We start from the raw sequence: 14,372 nt of genomic DNA, 5'->3' as shown, positions 1-14,372 counted from the left end.
CCTCCACGCCGAGGAGGACGAGGAAGAGTACATCGAGCACCGCGGCATCAAGGAGACCGAGGCCGAGAGCGTCGCGTACGTCGTCGCTGGGATTCTCGGACTCGACACCAGCGCCTACAGCATCGGATACGTCGCCAACTGGAGCAACGGCGAGCCCGAGACGATCAAGAGCACCGCCGCCCGGGTGCTGCGCGCTGCACACACCCTGGCCGACGCACTGACCGCCGACGAGGACGCCGACACCGAAGAAATTTGAGCCCAATAGTACTATTGCCGTTGCCATCTGGTGACGGCAATAGTACTATTAGGGGTAGAGGGTTTGGAGGATCACATGACCACCACAACGGTGACCACCCGCGAGTGCATGTTCTGCGGCGAGGCCAGCCGCGTCGAGCTGACCGCCGATCAGGCGGCGCTCTACCGGACTGGAACGCCCATCCAGGACGTGCTGCCGGATGTCCCGGCGGACCAGCGCGAGCTGCTCATCTCGGGTACCCACCCCGCGTGCTGGGCTGGCGCTTTCGGATAGCACCGCTCGTCGGAGCCCACCCTAATAGTACTTTTACCAGCATTGGAGCATCATGAAGAACCAGCCGCAGACCGACCGCAGCGCATCCACCGCCGACGGCGGGCGCGCGAGCGCCGACCAGCTCGCGCTCATCTGCGCCACCTACCGCCAGGACGAGCCCGAGTCCTTCGAGTCCGACTCGGATGCGGCGATCCTCGCGCACGTCCGCAACACGCTCGCCCTCCCCGGGGAGGGCGGCCCGGGCGGGTTCCCCGTCACTGACGACGGCACCGCCTACGCCGCCGCGTTGGTCGCGTTCCTTACCCCCGCTCGCGCTTGACCCACAGTAACTCGAATAGTACTATTAGTAGTAACAGGAGAAAGGATCACACCATGACCGCATCGGCACTCACCCCCTACGACACGGGGGAGCGGCTTCAGCCGCAGCTCTGGGAGCCCACGAGCGAGCGCGAGACGTTCGGCCGCGTCGACTTCGAGGACAACGAGGAGCGCACCGTGTTCGGCGCACACGTCGACCTCACGCCCGCCGGGTACGTGCTGCGCCTGACGAACCTCTACGACCCGTTGACGATCGACGTCGACGACGCGCGGACCCTCGTCGTCTCCGACGATCTGCGCGCGGGCGTGGAGGCGCTGCTGGCTTTCGCTGAGCGCGGTTACGAGGACTTCAAGTATCAGGCCGAGCACGGCGACTACTCACCCCAGGACCAGGCCGCAGCGGCCGACCGGTGGGCGCTTGCGCAGCAGGCGCAGGCCGCGATCCTTTGCAACGCGGCCCCCATCGCTAACTAACCCGAATGGTACTGTTACCGGGATTGCCGCTAGGCTCCCGGTATCAGTACTGTTCCTCATTGGAGGTACCACCATGACCGCTCAGATATTCGCCCTCTGCAACCAGAAGGGCGGCGTAGGCAAGAGCACCACCACGTTCCATCTAGCCCGCGCCGCGGTGCTGCGCGGACAGCGAGTGTTGGTGGTCGACAACGACCCCCAGGGCAACCTCACCGCCGTAGCCGCCGCCGAGGGCGTCGCAGATGACCAGGCAGGCTTGGCAGACGCGCTCAGCGAGCGGGCGCCAGAGACGCTGCGCGACGTCATCGTGGCGGGGGTCTGGCCGGGGCTCGATGTCGTGCCCACCACCGGCGTCACTCTCGGTTATGTCCGCGACGAGCTGGTCATTGCCGGAGCGGGGCGAGAGGGGCGGCTGCGCCGCGCTCTCGCGGCCGTAGCGGACGACTACGACCTGATCCTCATCGACTGCGCCCCGTCGCTGGATCAGCTCACGATCAACGGCCTGACGGCCGCTCAGGGCGTCGTGGTGGTCACCCACTCGAAGCTGTGGAGCACCAACGGGCTCGCGCAGCTCCTCGACACCATCGAGAACGTTCGCGGCTACTACAACGCCGAGCTGCGCGTCGCGGGCATCATCGTCAACCAGCACGAAGAGCGCACCGTCAGCGGCGCGACGTGGCTGGAAGAGCTGCGCAGCGCCGCGGAGGCCCGGGGCCTCAGCGTCCTACTCCCGCCGATCCCCAAGCGCGTCGTCATCGCAGACGCGACCGAGGCCGCCCGCGGCCTGGACGAGTGGGGGAGCGCCGAAGCATCCGCACTCGGCGCCATCTACGCCGACCACCTGGCCAGCATCGGAGGAGAACGCCCGTGAACCGCCCCGCACCCCGTAAGTCCAGCCTGGCCGGAGCAAACCCCATCACTCCGCCTCAGATCGCGGCTGCGGAGCCGGCAGCAGAGCCGCCGGCTCCGCAGGGCGGCCCGGCTCAATCGGCCACGCCGTCCCCCGCGATTGAACAGCAGGAGACGCTGGCCGCGAAGCCGACGACGAAGCCGAAGTACCCGCCCAAGGTGAGCTTCTACCAGGACCCCGTGGACACGTCTCGAGTACGCGGAGCGATCCGACACACCCAGGTCCAAGAGGGCACCCGCACTCTCTCGCAGTTCATCAATGACGCGGTGATGGAGAAGGTGGCGAGGCTCGAAGCCCAGTACAACGGAGGTCAGCCATTCCCCTCCGTCGGCGCCCGCGAGCTGCCTCAGGGTCGGCCGATGGGGGAGTAGCGGGCCCCTACCGTCGAACCCGACCGCCGCCATGGCCCAGATGCGCTTGTCTTTCCGCCTGTCGGGTTCCAGTTGGTCACCTCAGCTGGCTGACGCACCCCGGTCATTCAATGCGGAGGCCGTGCACCTAGGGCAAACCCGCCCACGGTACGGCCGCCTCAGAAGTGCTGCAAGAGGCCGAGTGGCAGAAGGTTCAAGAGCTGATCGGCGCCGGGCTCTCGCCAGAGGCGCTGATCTTGAAGGCAATCCCACTCCGACCTGCGACGATTTCTGACCCTCCGCTGTCCCCTGCAACTGGTGTTACGGAGCGCTGGTGGGATGTGCTTCGGGTACCAGGCCTTAAATCACAATGGCGTCGGCATGGATGCCGTAGCCCGCAAGATCAGAAAGAGCGCGAGTCTCGACGTCGTAGTTCCAGAAGCCGTCGAGGTCGCTGTTGCCCTCTGCCGGGTCAATTTTGTGCACATCCGGGGAGTCGAACGAGATGATGTACCCCTCCTCTGCGTCGCTCCACACCACGTCCACGTTCATGGTCGCAATGCCGATGTCGTAGTTGTCCTGCCCGTGGTTCTTCTCGATGTACTCGAAGTCGTAGCTGAAGTTATAGCTGTCGTCCTTCTTCAGTGAACTCATCGCAACCCCATGTCGATCGTGCTCGTCGTCTGTCTCGAGCGTTGGCAGTCGAAGTATACGGACATCCATGGCCGCCCTCTCGAACTCGCAATTTCGCGTGCGCCCAGTACCGGCCCCTCGACGCCCAGAGTGCGCGGAGCGGCCATGCGCGACCGAACGGTCGTCAGCGGCGAGGACGCGGCTTGTACTTCTTCCCCGCGCGAATGTGCCGGTTCTCGATCACACCGACCACGGCCAGGCCGATCGCGACCGCGACGAGGAGGGCCCAGCCGAGGATGTTGAACCACTGTCCGGTGAACGCGGCGTAGGTCTGTTCTCCGGCGATGCTCGCGAACATCAGCGACAGCCCGGACCAGACCATGCCGTTACTGACCAGCGCAGCACGCGCCAGGGGAGTGCGGGGAGTCACCATGAATCCACTCTTCCACCCGGGACTGAGGCTGGCTCGTACACCTTCACGGTTTACAGAGTCGTCGCGGGGAGAGCGCGTCGACGTCTAGCTCATCGAAGCGCGCGGGGAGAGGGCCACACGGCCGTCGCCGGCGACATCGACAGTCATCGGACCTACACCGCACACGAACACCGCAGTCGGTGGCTGAGTGGGGTCATCATCCACGAATCCCTGCACCATCGACGTGTACTGCGCGATGATCTGCTCCCGCGTTTGTGGCGTCCGCGGGACACGCGCTGGGACCACAGGCCGCGGTTCCGGGGCCGGCCGGCCGAAGACACGCGCCAGCCAGGACCGCCCGTCGCTGCTGCCGGATTCATGAACTTCCGTCGTCGCGCTTCTCTTCATGAGTTCCAGGGTAGACGCCGAACTAGTGGGCGTCGTCGTATGCCTTCTGGACCTCAGCGGAGATGCGGCCGCGGTCCGAGACGTTGTGACCGTTCTTCGCCGCCCACTCTCGGATCACCTTCAACCGCTCCGGGTCGCTCTTCGATCGAGAAGGAGCTGAGGAGCCGGCGTTGCCGTCTCGCCGCACACGGCGGCCGGCGTCGACGTACTTGTCGAACACGGCTCGCAGCTTCGACATGTTTTCCCCCGACAGGTCGATTTCGTAGTTTGCACCATCGACCGAGAAGGTAACCGTCCCGCCGTCACCCTCGATGGGAGAGCCGTCCAGGTCATCAATAAGAGTGAGCTTCTGCGCCATCAGGTTTTCTCCAAGCAATCGAAAAATATGATCGTTCTATTTTTAGCAGTCGATCCAGCCCTGACGCGCCTCATGAGCGTGTGTCGACGCTGTCAGGAGTGGATCGCGACGTAGCGGTCCAAAATCTGAGCGAGCTTGCTGAAAGCCGCATCGCGCCGTGCGTGGTTCGAGCTAGCCAACCTGAGGATGCCACGAATGCTCGATCGCGCGGTGCGATCTGCACAGTGCGAATCACCAGACGATCTGCTCGCCCACAAGGGGCGGCGCAGGCGTCGCATCATCCTGCTCCGCTCGGAGTTGTTGAACGACCCGCGCGACGAGTACGACTGCCTGCGCCGAGGCGAATGCGTCGGTGTGAGAAATGTCACCATGTGTGACCTTTTGTGCAAGGTCCCAAGCCGCGCGAACGAACGCCCGCAGCTCAGCATGGGATTTCCCGCTCGATTTCTCAGCCAAGAACAGGTCAAGCCACGCTTTTGCATCAGCGGCTTTAGGGGCCTCGGTGTCCTTCGGCACGGTAGGTGACGGGCGCGATGAGCTTCGCGACATCGATGATGATCTCGCGGCTACGTCGGCCGACGTCCTGCCAGTCGTCGCGGTCCCGAGCTCCGTTCATCTCCTTGATCAGAGCATCCAGCCGGCGGTCTACCGCTTCCCAGGTTTGTTCGCCGGTCGAACCCACATCCTGTACGGTTGCGCGACTCTCGTACGCAGTCAGCTCATCGAGCGCGGCCTTCGCTAAGTCCTGAACGAGGGCACGGCGCTCCGCGTAAGTCGGAAGTTCCCGAGACCACTGACCATGCCACTCCCAAAGGTTCTCCCACGGGAATGCGGGCCGGAGTCCCAGACGTTCGAGATTGTCAGTGAGTGTCCTCGCGTCACCGATGTAGCTTGCGTTCACACTGGGGATACGTGGTCCGCCTGTCGCGACGGTCGTCAGAACGTTCGCTTGCTGCTTCAACAACGTGCGGATGTTCGGCAAGTTCAAAATGGTGGTTCCGCCCGGCGGGTGCGCGTTGAAGAGGTCATCGATGTTCGACATACACCCATTCTGTGTTGCTCACGACTCGCCCGCAGCATCAACGCGATCACTGAGACCCAGTGGATTTTACGACAGCCAACGAGACTCCCTTACGCGATCGCACGGCGACGCCGCATTACACCGTCACGCTACGGCCCCGAGTGGCTCCGATCGTCCCCGCGCACCTACGCGCGCCGGGCCGGCCTCAACGTTCCGGTTCTTGCTTGAAGCAGAGACGTCCCGTAAGGGGATGGTTGAGCGGTCGCGGTCGCGGTCGCTCGGCGTGTTGAACGTTCGTTCGAAGACGCTGTCGTGGAGCTCAAAAATTCACCGGCGAGGCAAGGCGAGGTCGTCGCGACTGTCGTCGGCCGCCGGCGGATGCTGAGCAACTCATTTCACGCCACCCATCAACCCTGCCCTAAGCGCGAACTACACTCGTCTCTCAATGAGCCGAGACGAAGCCGATTGTCGGCGGAACGCTTCAATGTCTCAGCCGCCAGCGATGAGGCTGTCAATCTCTGCATCGAAACCACTTTCGCCAATATTGAATATTGCGCGATCGGCGGCTACTTTCGATTGGATAAAGCTATTGCCCTTTCGCACTAGGTCCTCCGCCATGTCCCAGCTGTCTGGCACGGGAATCAGAAGATCTCGCACGTGGTTTGGCTCTAGATGTTGCTGAATTGCTCCGTACTCATTACGCAACATCTGATTTGCTGCATTGTCAGACAATAAAAAGGCTGCAACATAGGCCCTTAGGCGCGGCGACGGGATGCGGACACGAATCATGTCATCCGACACAATCTGCCCGTCCATAAAGGAGGTGACATAAGCTAGACGTCCAATTGTTCCAGATCGTGTCAACAGAAAGTCACCTTCGTGAACGGTAACCATGTCGAAATCCCGCAATTGTTTGGCATTCGCTCGATTTAGGTCGACCCACTTCGCCGAATCGCGCTTGTCCTGAAGCATAGCCGAAGGTGTGAAATATCCCACCACTTTCGAGGATGAGTCATTGGTGGAAACAATCACGTTCTCTGTCTTCAACCGTGGACCCTTGAAGATTTTTACTTCCGGCTCAATTTGCCCGAGGGTTGTGACCGACCATCCTTCGATTTCATCAAACATTCGCACACGCTCGATCGACTCATTGAGGTGCGGGGAGTAGTACTGAGGGTTGATATTGAGACGGTTCTCAATATCCGATCGGTTGACGGAGTATCTGAATTGTGAAGACTCAAGCTGACCAGCAAGGAAAGCGTAATAGTCCTGTTCAATGTCGTCTAGGTCGTGGTCGAGATCTCCTGTTTGAACTCCGTCAGAGCCCATGCGATAGATTGGCACGCCTTCGGAGTCTTGACCGACCTTCTGTGAAGTGGCCATGTAGATCGGGTAATCATTAGTGTTAGATGTCTCTGGAGTGAATTTGGTCACAAAAATAGCACAAGTGCGTACACCCGTATCGGGCATAAACGAGTTCTTATGTAGCGTGATAACGGCGTCAAGCCGTGCCTGCTCGAATAGCATCTGACGGGCGAAGAATGCCTGCGTAGTGTCGAGAAAGCTCTTCGGCATGACAATACCCATGCGCCCGCCCGGCTTTAGCCAGTCCAAGGCTCTTTCAAAGAAAAGGATTTCAGGCGCTTGGGCTTGCAGCAAGTCTGATCCTAAGACTGCAGCTTCGCCATCGACCAGGAACTTTCGGCCAGTCTGATAAAGATCTAGAACGGCGGGGTCACTAATTCTACTTTCACCCTTACCTGCGAATGGAGGATTCGTCAGGATGACGCTAGGTTCATGTCTCCGACACCGAGCTTTCAGCCAGTCATCGAGCTCATCATAGGGTCCGAGCGAGTTGCTTCGAGTCATCCCGGCATGACCGTCGCCGTTGAGAAGCATGGCTGTCTTCGCCAGTTTGACTAGGCGAGGAGAGATTTCTGACAAGTACACGTGTTCTTTAGCGGCACTAAGTTGACGTTCCCGAGCGGCGCTGTGAGGGGCGGTTTGATCGATGACTTGATGACGAAGGTAACGGAAAGCGGCCGTAGTAAATCCGCCAGAGCCACCAGCCGGATCCAGGACTTTCTCACCCACCACTGGTGCCGCCATTCGGACCATCATATTGACGATAAGACGATTGGTGAAGAACTGACCACGCTGTCGTTTCAAGTTCTGATGAGTGTACTGCTCGTAGGCTGCGCCCATGAGGTCCCAATCATCGGCTTTATCATAGGATGCGATAAGTGACCAGGGCTGAAGAACGCTCACAACTTCAACAATAGCCCCGTCAGGCACCTCAATTTTTTCACCTTCCGGAAAAACCGACCTGTACTGTTCGGCAAATCGCTCGAAAAGGTAGCGCACTCTAAGGGCCGCGCCTTTGCGTCCTTCGGTTGTCTCGTACTCCTCTGGAGTAACGTGAAAGTTGGGGGATAGCCCAGGCTCGGATTCATCCTGAATTTTTGCGAGAAGGATTCGAACCATGTCCATGGTTAAGTCGTAGTCGGAATTCTCCATTCCGCGACCGTAGAGTTTATTGTTGCACAATCTGAAAAGGCGTCTTACGTCACTTGGACGATTCAGGTCAGATTTCTTGCGCTGAGCGATGGAGCCCCACTCCTCGCCAGCGCGAGGCAGTTCCGGGAAGGGTAGGAGGCTTGCCGTCTCTCTGTCTACCCGATAGATGGTTGTGTCGTCGCCGTTGGTCCATACGCCACCAGGAGCGTTGGTGTTGAATATGTAAGAGACGAGCTGCGCGTAGCCTTTCTGCTCGTCTGCCTTCTTGCACTCGACAACAAATTTGATCTGGCCTTGGTCACGCCTCGTGGCCGCTACAGACGTTCTGTAGACAGCGATATCGGCGCGAATTGGCCTCCCCTGATTGTCCTCGAGTTCCCGACTGCCGTGATGGATGGGGACCTCGCGGCGCAGAAGCTTTCTGCTGTAACCGTAGTCGTCGATGAGAGTTGCAATGTACTGTTGGCGGACCTTCTCCTCGGGCGTGGAGTCGAGGATCGTGCCGTCGATCAGGCAGATGTACTTGCCGTCTTCGTTGATTTGCGGTTCAGTCACGAGGATCGATGCTACCCCGGTAGCCATTTCCCAGTGGGCTCGTGCGCTCTCGCCCGCCTAGCGCTGTTGCGGCGTCACCGCCCGCCTGGGTCGCGCACTTGAGCGAGTGCAACCCGCGATCTGGCTGGTGCGGAACATCGCCGCGTGGGGAGTCTCGCAGGAGGGCGAAGGGCGACGCGCAACTCAGGGTGTTGTCGGCTAGCAGTCGTCGAATCCATTGCGGATTGACGTCGTCGACCAAGTGCAGAGCGTTACGACGACGGCAGAGCGTTGATCCTGCTGCTCAGCGGCCGCACTGCCCTGCGGCCGGCACCCACCGCTGCACCCATCTGATCGGCGCGAGAGGATCGAACCGTGACTACGCCTGCGCTTTTCAGCATCGTTCACGCCGCCGACGTCGCGTGCGCACGTGTACGGGCATTCGATGGGCGGCCGCGTCGCGCAGCGCCGCGGTCAGATTTTCGCCGTCCGATGAGGGGTCGTCAACCGGTCGCCAACTAGTTGCGTGCGCTGCCGCGGCGTGGCGCGGGCGGGGCCGTCTCGTTAAACCTGTCCGGTGGTGATTCCGGTGAGGGGGCGTGAAACGGGGCAGGGGAAGCCGAGCGCCGGGCCGGCTCGCCTATTCCGGGTTGGGTGGTTGCGGGGCTGTGTCGTCGAGGCGGCGGTAGTAGGCGACGTCGAGCGCACTCAGGTGGGTAAGAAGGCGTCCGGCGCGGTCGTGCATGGTCATGGAGCCGTCTTGGAGGCTGGCGATGGCGCCGACGCGGTGCAGCATCAGCACTGTGTCTAGGCGTTCGGCGTAGTGCAGTTCCAGGAAGTACACCAGCGGCGGATTGCCGGCCCGGCCTGGGGTGAAAAGGGCGGTGGGCTGTTGTCGGGTGACGCCAGTGTCGCGGTTGAGCTCGCGGAAGATGTACCGGTCACGCAGCCACGGCCCGCCGAGGATTGCCGCGACGATGACTAGGGCGCCGATGATGACGAACGGGTTGAGGAGAACGGCGAGGTCGTTGCCGGTCATCATCCGAGCATGTCCTGGGTGCGGTCGCGGTGCTCGGCCGCTTCGGTGTCCGCGGCGAGCTGCGCGACTCGCGCTTCGATCATCTCTTCGAGCTGCGGACGGTGCACGTCCTTGCCGGAGGCCTTGTCCTCGAAGACTCGATCCAGCGTCACGCCGTCGAGCTGGCGCACCGTGCTCTGATCCAACGTGCTCACCCGCACGTACCCGACCCTCTGACCCGACATGCCGCCTCCGACCCCTACTTGTCCAGTTGAAGTCTAAGAGCCGCAGGGGCAAGTGTCAGACAAGGCCTGACACGGCCCTATTCGGACGCGCTTCAGCCTTGGTGCCTGACGTCCGGTTGGGGTGTACCTCAAATTGACGCCGCTGCGTCTTCCGAGGGTCAGAAAATCAATCGCACTTGCTGACACCGCCACTCCAACAGGAATGTCCATGCGTTAGATCCGCGAAGGAAACGGGTCCGGAATCTTGAAGCGCCCGGTCCCCACAACAAGGGCCCATGGCATCCACGGACCGAGCTTTCGAAGATCGGAGGGCTCTGCGCCCCATTTCGTCCATTCCGGTAGGTGCTGGATGTATCCATCCGCGTCATAGACAGGCGGGTAGCCGGGGATGAGGTAGACAAAGTGCTGGCCGAGAGCTTTCACGATCACCCGAGGGTTCATCTCGACCTGCACAATGTTGTGCACGGCGGCGACCCGAGCGCCCTTCTCGCAACGGGCGATCGTGGGGAACGACGCTGGAAAGTCCGGGTCCATCTGAACCTCCGCCTGCGGCACGACCTCATACACCTGCCCTGGTCTTCGAACTCCTGGAGGTCTTTCCGGGCTGAGGTACTCGCCTGCGTACGCGATCGCGATCGCGATCTCGGTTGTGAGAGAGACCGTGTCTCCCAGGTCGCCAAGGCTGGCGGCGCTGGTCTCCCGCCAGTTCACTTGGTACTCGCGCCAAACCGGTAGCTGGTTCCGAGGAAGAATTGAATCGCCTACAACTAGCCCCGGCGCCCCGCCGTGAAAGTAAGTCACATTATTTCCAATCTGGCTCAAGTTAAGCTTCATGCCATTGTCGGACAGTGCGTAGATCACCTGTCCGTGCAGTCGAGTCTGAGGCTTCGTGCAGGCGACCTCGAGAACTGACAGCCCCGCGTGCCGACGCTGGCGCTGATGCCCCGGATGACCCGCCCGATGAACTGCCGCCGATGGGACGACTGTTGGGGCGCCTAAACCGTAGATCAGGGAGGGGTGATGTGCGGCCGCCTGCCGAGGCTCCGGCGCCTGAACTGACATAAGGTGGGTTATCGGAGAAAACCTCAGGTACGCCGCATGAGTTAAAGCGGGATCGAGAGGCCCGGGCGACGCCGGGGTTGTTCCTGCGCTGTGGCGCGGCTGAGGGCGCGCCGTTCGGGTCGGCGCACCCCCGCCGGCGGGCTTGGCGCTCTCGCTTCACAAGCCAAGGATCGACGGTCCAGGTCCCCGGTCGATCCATGCGAAATCATACACATCGGTTATAGCGATCTGCCGAGTATCAGCCAACGGAGGAGGGCGATGGGGATAGTACGTGACGGGTGGTCGTTCACGTCTGGTATCTCTGGTGAGCCGGGGTCCGGAGGATCTGTCGGCAGAGGGGGCACTGTGGGGGCGTACGACGAGGCGGAGGATCTTCCTTCATCGCCGCGACACCATCGTGGCGTCACCGCGGTCCTGCTCGTTCTGCTGACGTTGGTGTTGGTCGGCGTTGTCGCTGTCTTCCTGTTTGCGGTCGGGTCGTTAGGTGACTCGGCTCCGGGGGCGGTGCCGCCGGCGGGGAGTGGCCAGGAGCTGGTGTACGAGCTCGTGCCGGTGTTGGACGATGATCCGGCGATCGCTGAGCTTCTTCCCGCGAACACCGAGTCGGACAGTACTGGCTTGCGCGATGCCTGCGGGGCGCTCGCGGACCGCGATGCCGCGGTTACGATCATCGACGGCGCGACACCTGCCACGTTCCGGGTCGCTCTGGACGTGGCGGCCGACGCACCGGAGCAACAGACCTGTTGGATCGGTTTTCGCTGGGTCAAGGACGAAGGCTGGCGCGCTTCCGCGATCCACCATTGATGACGACTGAGCGTGGACGACCGTCAGCGTCACGGCTTACAGAGTGACCACTCCTGCGAGGGCAGCTCCCGCAGCTCCTCGTTCACCCAGACGCGCCAGCACGTGTCGGTGCGGTCCTCGAAGGCGCCGCTGATGGTCTCGTGTGACCAGCCGTCACGCGATTGGATCCAGCGGACGAACCAGACCATATGGCCGGTCGACGGCTGAGTGTTGCGCGACATGTGCTCATCATCCTGGACGCCTGCTCGCGCAGTGTGTACTGGTCAGTAGTGGAGTTGCGTGCTCCAGCCGTCTTGACCGCGACCTGTCCACTGGGTGTAGTACAGGCCGCGCTTGTTCAAGAACGGCCCCACATAGTCCAGGCCCGCCGGCTGGTCTGAGCTGGCGCGAACGAAGAAGTTCTCGGGGCCGAAAAGCGGAAGCCCGGTCTCAGCCAACGTGGTGCCGGTCTCGTCAAGGATCGTGAGGCGCCACTCGTCCCCGACGTACTCGACCGTCGCCGTCTCGGCGGAGCTGAAGTCGGTCATGCGCGGAGCATAACCACCGCACTTTACGCCTGGTGTCGTTTCGTTCGGGTGCGGCTTCTTCCTCTGGGAAGCGGCCCGACCCGGCATCCCCCGACGCGGGGCCGGGCCGCTACTCCCGGCTCGGGGGCCGAGCCGCATCCGAGCCGGGAGCACTGGGGCCGGAGCGAACGGCACTCCGTACATGCCCGACCATAGGTGCCGACTGTGCCCACAGGAGGAGGGTTGACGGCCCTGAGCAGCAGTCGGCGAATGGTGCTCTCGGCCGCGCTGTGTGACGCGGCCGAGAGCAGAGCGACACCGACGACCCCGCGTCGGTCTGCCGCGCGCGGCGTCAAGGTCCCCACTTCTCAACCGCACCGCCACTTTAGACACGAAGTGCCGAGACGGTGAGTGTCAGGGGAGTGGGTCGAGCGACTCCTGTCAGCGCCGCTCGGCATCCTGACGGCTGGCCGCGCTTCGCTTGCGCAGCTCGCTGACTACCGACTTTGAGGCTGCCAGAAGGGCGCGCTCGTCCTGCGCGTCGGCATCGACCGAGACGACGACGAACGCACTGTTGGCGTTCACCGTCATCCGAACTTCCATGACCTGCCCATCCACGCGCAGCGCGGGAACAGCGACCGACTCCGAGAGTCCGCCGGCGGCGATCGAACCGACGAAGGCGAGGAGGGCCGTGCACACGTCGTCGGTCGTGGTGAACGTCGCGGAAGCATGAGTCATCTGCTGCATCCACCGATTTTCGCAGCCCGCATCCATCCGCGGTGAACCGCGTTCGAAGTGCGATGAGACCGAGAGGGCGAACGCCCGTGCTGCGTCCTGTCTGGCGTTCCTGACTGTCTTCAGTCTCGCTTGGAACCTGATCGACTGACGACAGGCCGCCAGCGGAATGCCAACGGCCTGCCCCCGCCAACGGGGTCCGGGCGGGCCCTGCTGACACTAGCCCTCCCATCCGTCGTCATCACCTACGCGATGTAGCGCTCCAGTGAGCGTCCGGCAGGAGCCGGCTGATCAGGACACTTCCCGAGGTGAGCATTCTCTGAGGCCATCCATCCGATAAGCGGCGCGACGCCGGAGACGGGCGGCCGTCAGGAGTGCCCCGCAGGGGCATCCCGAAGGGACGCGCAGCGCTCTTGACGGCCGGCCGGCGCAGGCAAGAGTGAAGCGTCGGATGGACGGCCGGACCGCACGCGGCTCGCACGTCGTGGGAACGGAAAACCCCCCCCCGCGAGTGGGAGTGCTCGAGCGGGGGCATTCACAGCGACGAGGGGGTCGTCGTGCGCGATCAACTTACTCGTTCGGCCACGGCGCCAGTGCGTCGTGAGGGACGATCGTCGGTACTCCGTCGATGGTCTGGATCGTCGTGCCGGGCTCTGCGAGTCCAGCGGCGTGTGCGATCGCTGCAAGGACCAGTCGGGCGTGTTCGAAGTCGAGGCCGGCAACGTCCTCGCGGAGGTCGACGGCGACACCTTGCCCGAGGGATGATGCGATCCGCGCGACGCGCTGTTCGCCTCCGCTGAGCGCTCCGATTTCGTAGCCGAGACGGTCGAAATCGACCGCGCTCGTCTGCCAGGCATTGTCGGTCTTCACCCACGGTGCACCGGCGTACACGAGGCCCGATCGGATCAGCAGTTCGACGGCGGCTGCGAGCGGGTTGGCCCCCTCCGCCCAGGCGCGGACCTGACCGTGGAGCGCGGCAGCTTTGTCGTCGGTCATGCAGCGTTCTCGATTGACGCGGAGCTGTCGCTCTCGGTCGACTCGGCGGTAGTTCCCTCCGCCGACGTCGTGCGCCGCGAGCGGGTGACGCGAGCGCGAGTCTGCTCGGGTCGCGGCACTCCTGCTGCGCGGAGTTCCTTCTCTGACCAGCCGGCGGCGAGGGCGTCCGCCCACGCCTTGCTGTGCCGGTTCTGCGCGTCGCTGAGGGAGGCGCGTGCGGTGTCGGTGTCGTTGGCTGCGGAGACGATCGTGCGGACCGCCTCGACGCGCTTCTCGACGCTCTGTTCGAGCAGTCGGCGTGCGGCGTCGGCGGCGTCGTCAGGGTTCCTCGTGTGGTCGCTCATGCGGAAAGGCTAGCCGCCGCCACCGTCATCCGGAAGGCGCGGTTTCGGCATCCCGGCTTCGGCTGCGCCAGCCGGGATGCTCGGGTTTCCTTCGGACCCCGAGTTGCACCTGAGCTGCGCTTTGGGTGAAATGCAGTTCTGGAGCAAGCAATAAACATGGGTGCCCCATGTTGCTCGCCGGCCTTCCGCTGCGCGGCT

20 protein-coding genes and 1 pseudogene are annotated in these 14,372 nt (G+C 62.8%); 7 read left to right on the top strand and 14 right to left on the bottom strand.

Features of this window, described 5'->3' with window-relative positions; genetic code table 11:
* The 6 genes and pseudogenes from MT350_RS19720 to MT350_RS19695 all read left to right on the top strand — a co-directional run.
* Positions 1-256 (top strand): annotated as a pseudogene (locus MT350_RS19720) (hypothetical protein); the annotation flags it as partial.
* A gap of 75 nt (positions 257-331) precedes the next feature.
* Positions 332-529, top strand: coding sequence for a hypothetical protein (locus tag MT350_RS19715; RefSeq protein WP_243616528.1), 198 nt, complete (start codon positions 332-334; stop codon positions 527-529).
* 52 nt (positions 530-581) lie between these two features.
* A complete protein-coding gene (locus MT350_RS19710; RefSeq protein ID WP_243616527.1) occupies positions 582-848 on the top strand; it encodes a hypothetical protein in 267 nt (88 codons plus the stop codon).
* A gap of 53 nt (positions 849-901) precedes the next feature.
* Entirely contained in the window at positions 902-1,321 is a 420-nt protein-coding gene (locus MT350_RS19705; protein ID WP_243616526.1) for a hypothetical protein, read from the top strand.
* Between the two features lie 73 nt (positions 1,322-1,394).
* Complete coding sequence (locus MT350_RS19700) at positions 1,395-2,192, top strand: ParA family protein (protein ID WP_243616525.1); 798 nt, start codon at positions 1,395-1,397, stop codon at positions 2,190-2,192.
* Complete coding sequence (locus MT350_RS19695) at positions 2,189-2,602, top strand: hypothetical protein (RefSeq protein WP_243616524.1); 414 nt, start codon at positions 2,189-2,191, stop codon at positions 2,600-2,602. Before MT350_RS19700 ends, MT350_RS19695 begins: the two co-directional genes overlap by 4 nt.
* Positions 2,603-2,941: 339 nt before the next feature.
* On the opposite strand, the gene MT350_RS19690 is transcribed toward MT350_RS19695, so the two are convergent.
* From MT350_RS19690 to MT350_RS19650, 9 genes are all read right to left on the bottom strand, one after another.
* Positions 2,942-3,304, bottom strand: coding sequence for a hypothetical protein (locus MT350_RS19690; protein ID WP_243616523.1), 363 nt, complete (start codon positions 3,302-3,304; stop codon positions 2,942-2,944).
* A 94-nt stretch (positions 3,305-3,398) separates the two neighbouring features.
* Complete coding sequence (locus MT350_RS19685; protein ID WP_243616522.1) at positions 3,399-3,647, bottom strand: hypothetical protein; 249 nt, start codon at positions 3,645-3,647, stop codon at positions 3,399-3,401.
* A gap of 409 nt (positions 3,648-4,056) precedes the next feature.
* On the bottom strand, positions 4,057-4,392 hold the full coding sequence (locus MT350_RS19680; protein WP_243616521.1) for an Lsr2 family protein: 336 nt from the start codon (positions 4,390-4,392) through the stop codon (positions 4,057-4,059).
* Between the two features lie 231 nt (positions 4,393-4,623).
* Complete coding sequence (locus tag MT350_RS19675; protein WP_243616520.1) at positions 4,624-4,908, bottom strand: hypothetical protein; 285 nt, start codon at positions 4,906-4,908, stop codon at positions 4,624-4,626.
* Positions 4,883-5,434, bottom strand: a complete 552-nt coding sequence (locus tag MT350_RS19670; RefSeq protein WP_243616519.1) for a hypothetical protein — start codon at positions 5,432-5,434, stop codon at positions 4,883-4,885. The genes MT350_RS19675 and MT350_RS19670 overlap by 26 nt, the downstream gene beginning before the upstream one ends.
* 468 nt (positions 5,435-5,902) lie before the next feature.
* Positions 5,903-8,485: an N-6 DNA methylase gene (locus tag MT350_RS19665; RefSeq protein WP_243616518.1), complete on the bottom strand. Its 2,583-nt coding sequence runs from the start codon at positions 8,483-8,485 to the stop codon at positions 5,903-5,905.
* A gap of 619 nt (positions 8,486-9,104) precedes the next feature.
* A complete protein-coding gene (locus tag MT350_RS19660; RefSeq protein ID WP_243616517.1) occupies positions 9,105-9,503 on the bottom strand; it encodes a hypothetical protein in 399 nt (132 codons plus the stop codon).
* Positions 9,503-9,727 (bottom strand): recombinase family protein, encoded by a 225-nt coding sequence (locus tag MT350_RS19655; protein ID WP_279396533.1) that lies wholly within the window; start codon positions 9,725-9,727, stop codon positions 9,503-9,505. Before MT350_RS19655 ends, MT350_RS19660 begins: the two co-directional genes overlap by 1 nt.
* Before the next feature lie 213 nt (positions 9,728-9,940).
* Positions 9,941-10,561 (bottom strand): hypothetical protein, encoded by a 621-nt coding sequence (locus MT350_RS19650; RefSeq protein ID WP_243616516.1) that lies wholly within the window; start codon positions 10,559-10,561, stop codon positions 9,941-9,943.
* 573 nt (positions 10,562-11,134) lie between these two features.
* Here MT350_RS19650 and MT350_RS19645 point away from each other — a divergent pair.
* Positions 11,135-11,593 carry a hypothetical protein gene (locus MT350_RS19645; protein ID WP_243616515.1) on the top strand — a complete coding sequence of 153 codons (459 nt, stop codon included), beginning with the start codon at positions 11,135-11,137 and terminating at the stop codon, positions 11,591-11,593.
* Positions 11,594-11,622: 29 nt separating this feature from the next.
* On the opposite strand, the gene MT350_RS19640 is transcribed toward MT350_RS19645, so the two are convergent.
* The 5 genes from MT350_RS19640 to MT350_RS19620 all read right to left on the bottom strand — a co-directional run bounded on the left by MT350_RS19640 (position 11,623) and on the right by MT350_RS19620 (position 14,174).
* Positions 11,623-11,814: a hypothetical protein gene (locus MT350_RS19640; protein ID WP_243600965.1), complete on the bottom strand. Its 192-nt coding sequence runs from the start codon at positions 11,812-11,814 to the stop codon at positions 11,623-11,625.
* A gap of 42 nt (positions 11,815-11,856) precedes the next feature.
* Complete coding sequence (locus tag MT350_RS19635; protein WP_243616514.1) at positions 11,857-12,120, bottom strand: hypothetical protein; 264 nt, start codon at positions 12,118-12,120, stop codon at positions 11,857-11,859.
* A gap of 420 nt (positions 12,121-12,540) precedes the next feature.
* Complete coding sequence (locus MT350_RS19630) at positions 12,541-12,846, bottom strand: hypothetical protein (RefSeq protein ID WP_243616513.1); 306 nt, start codon at positions 12,844-12,846, stop codon at positions 12,541-12,543.
* A 558-nt stretch (positions 12,847-13,404) separates the two neighbouring features.
* Complete coding sequence (locus tag MT350_RS19625; RefSeq protein WP_243616512.1) at positions 13,405-13,830, bottom strand: hypothetical protein; 426 nt, start codon at positions 13,828-13,830, stop codon at positions 13,405-13,407.
* On the bottom strand, positions 13,827-14,174 hold the full coding sequence (locus MT350_RS19620) for a hypothetical protein (RefSeq protein ID WP_243616511.1): 348 nt from the start codon (positions 14,172-14,174) through the stop codon (positions 13,827-13,829). The genes MT350_RS19625 and MT350_RS19620 overlap by 4 nt, the downstream gene beginning before the upstream one ends.
* Positions 14,175-14,372: the final 198 nt, after the last annotated feature.

The sequence above is a fragment of the Rathayibacter sp. VKM Ac-2928 genome, assembly GCF_022815545.1.
Lineage (GTDB): Bacteria > Actinomycetota > Actinomycetes > Actinomycetales > Microbacteriaceae > Rathayibacter > Rathayibacter festucae.
Note: the sequence above shows the minus strand (reverse complement) of the source record. Positions and strands in the feature narration are given on the sequence as shown.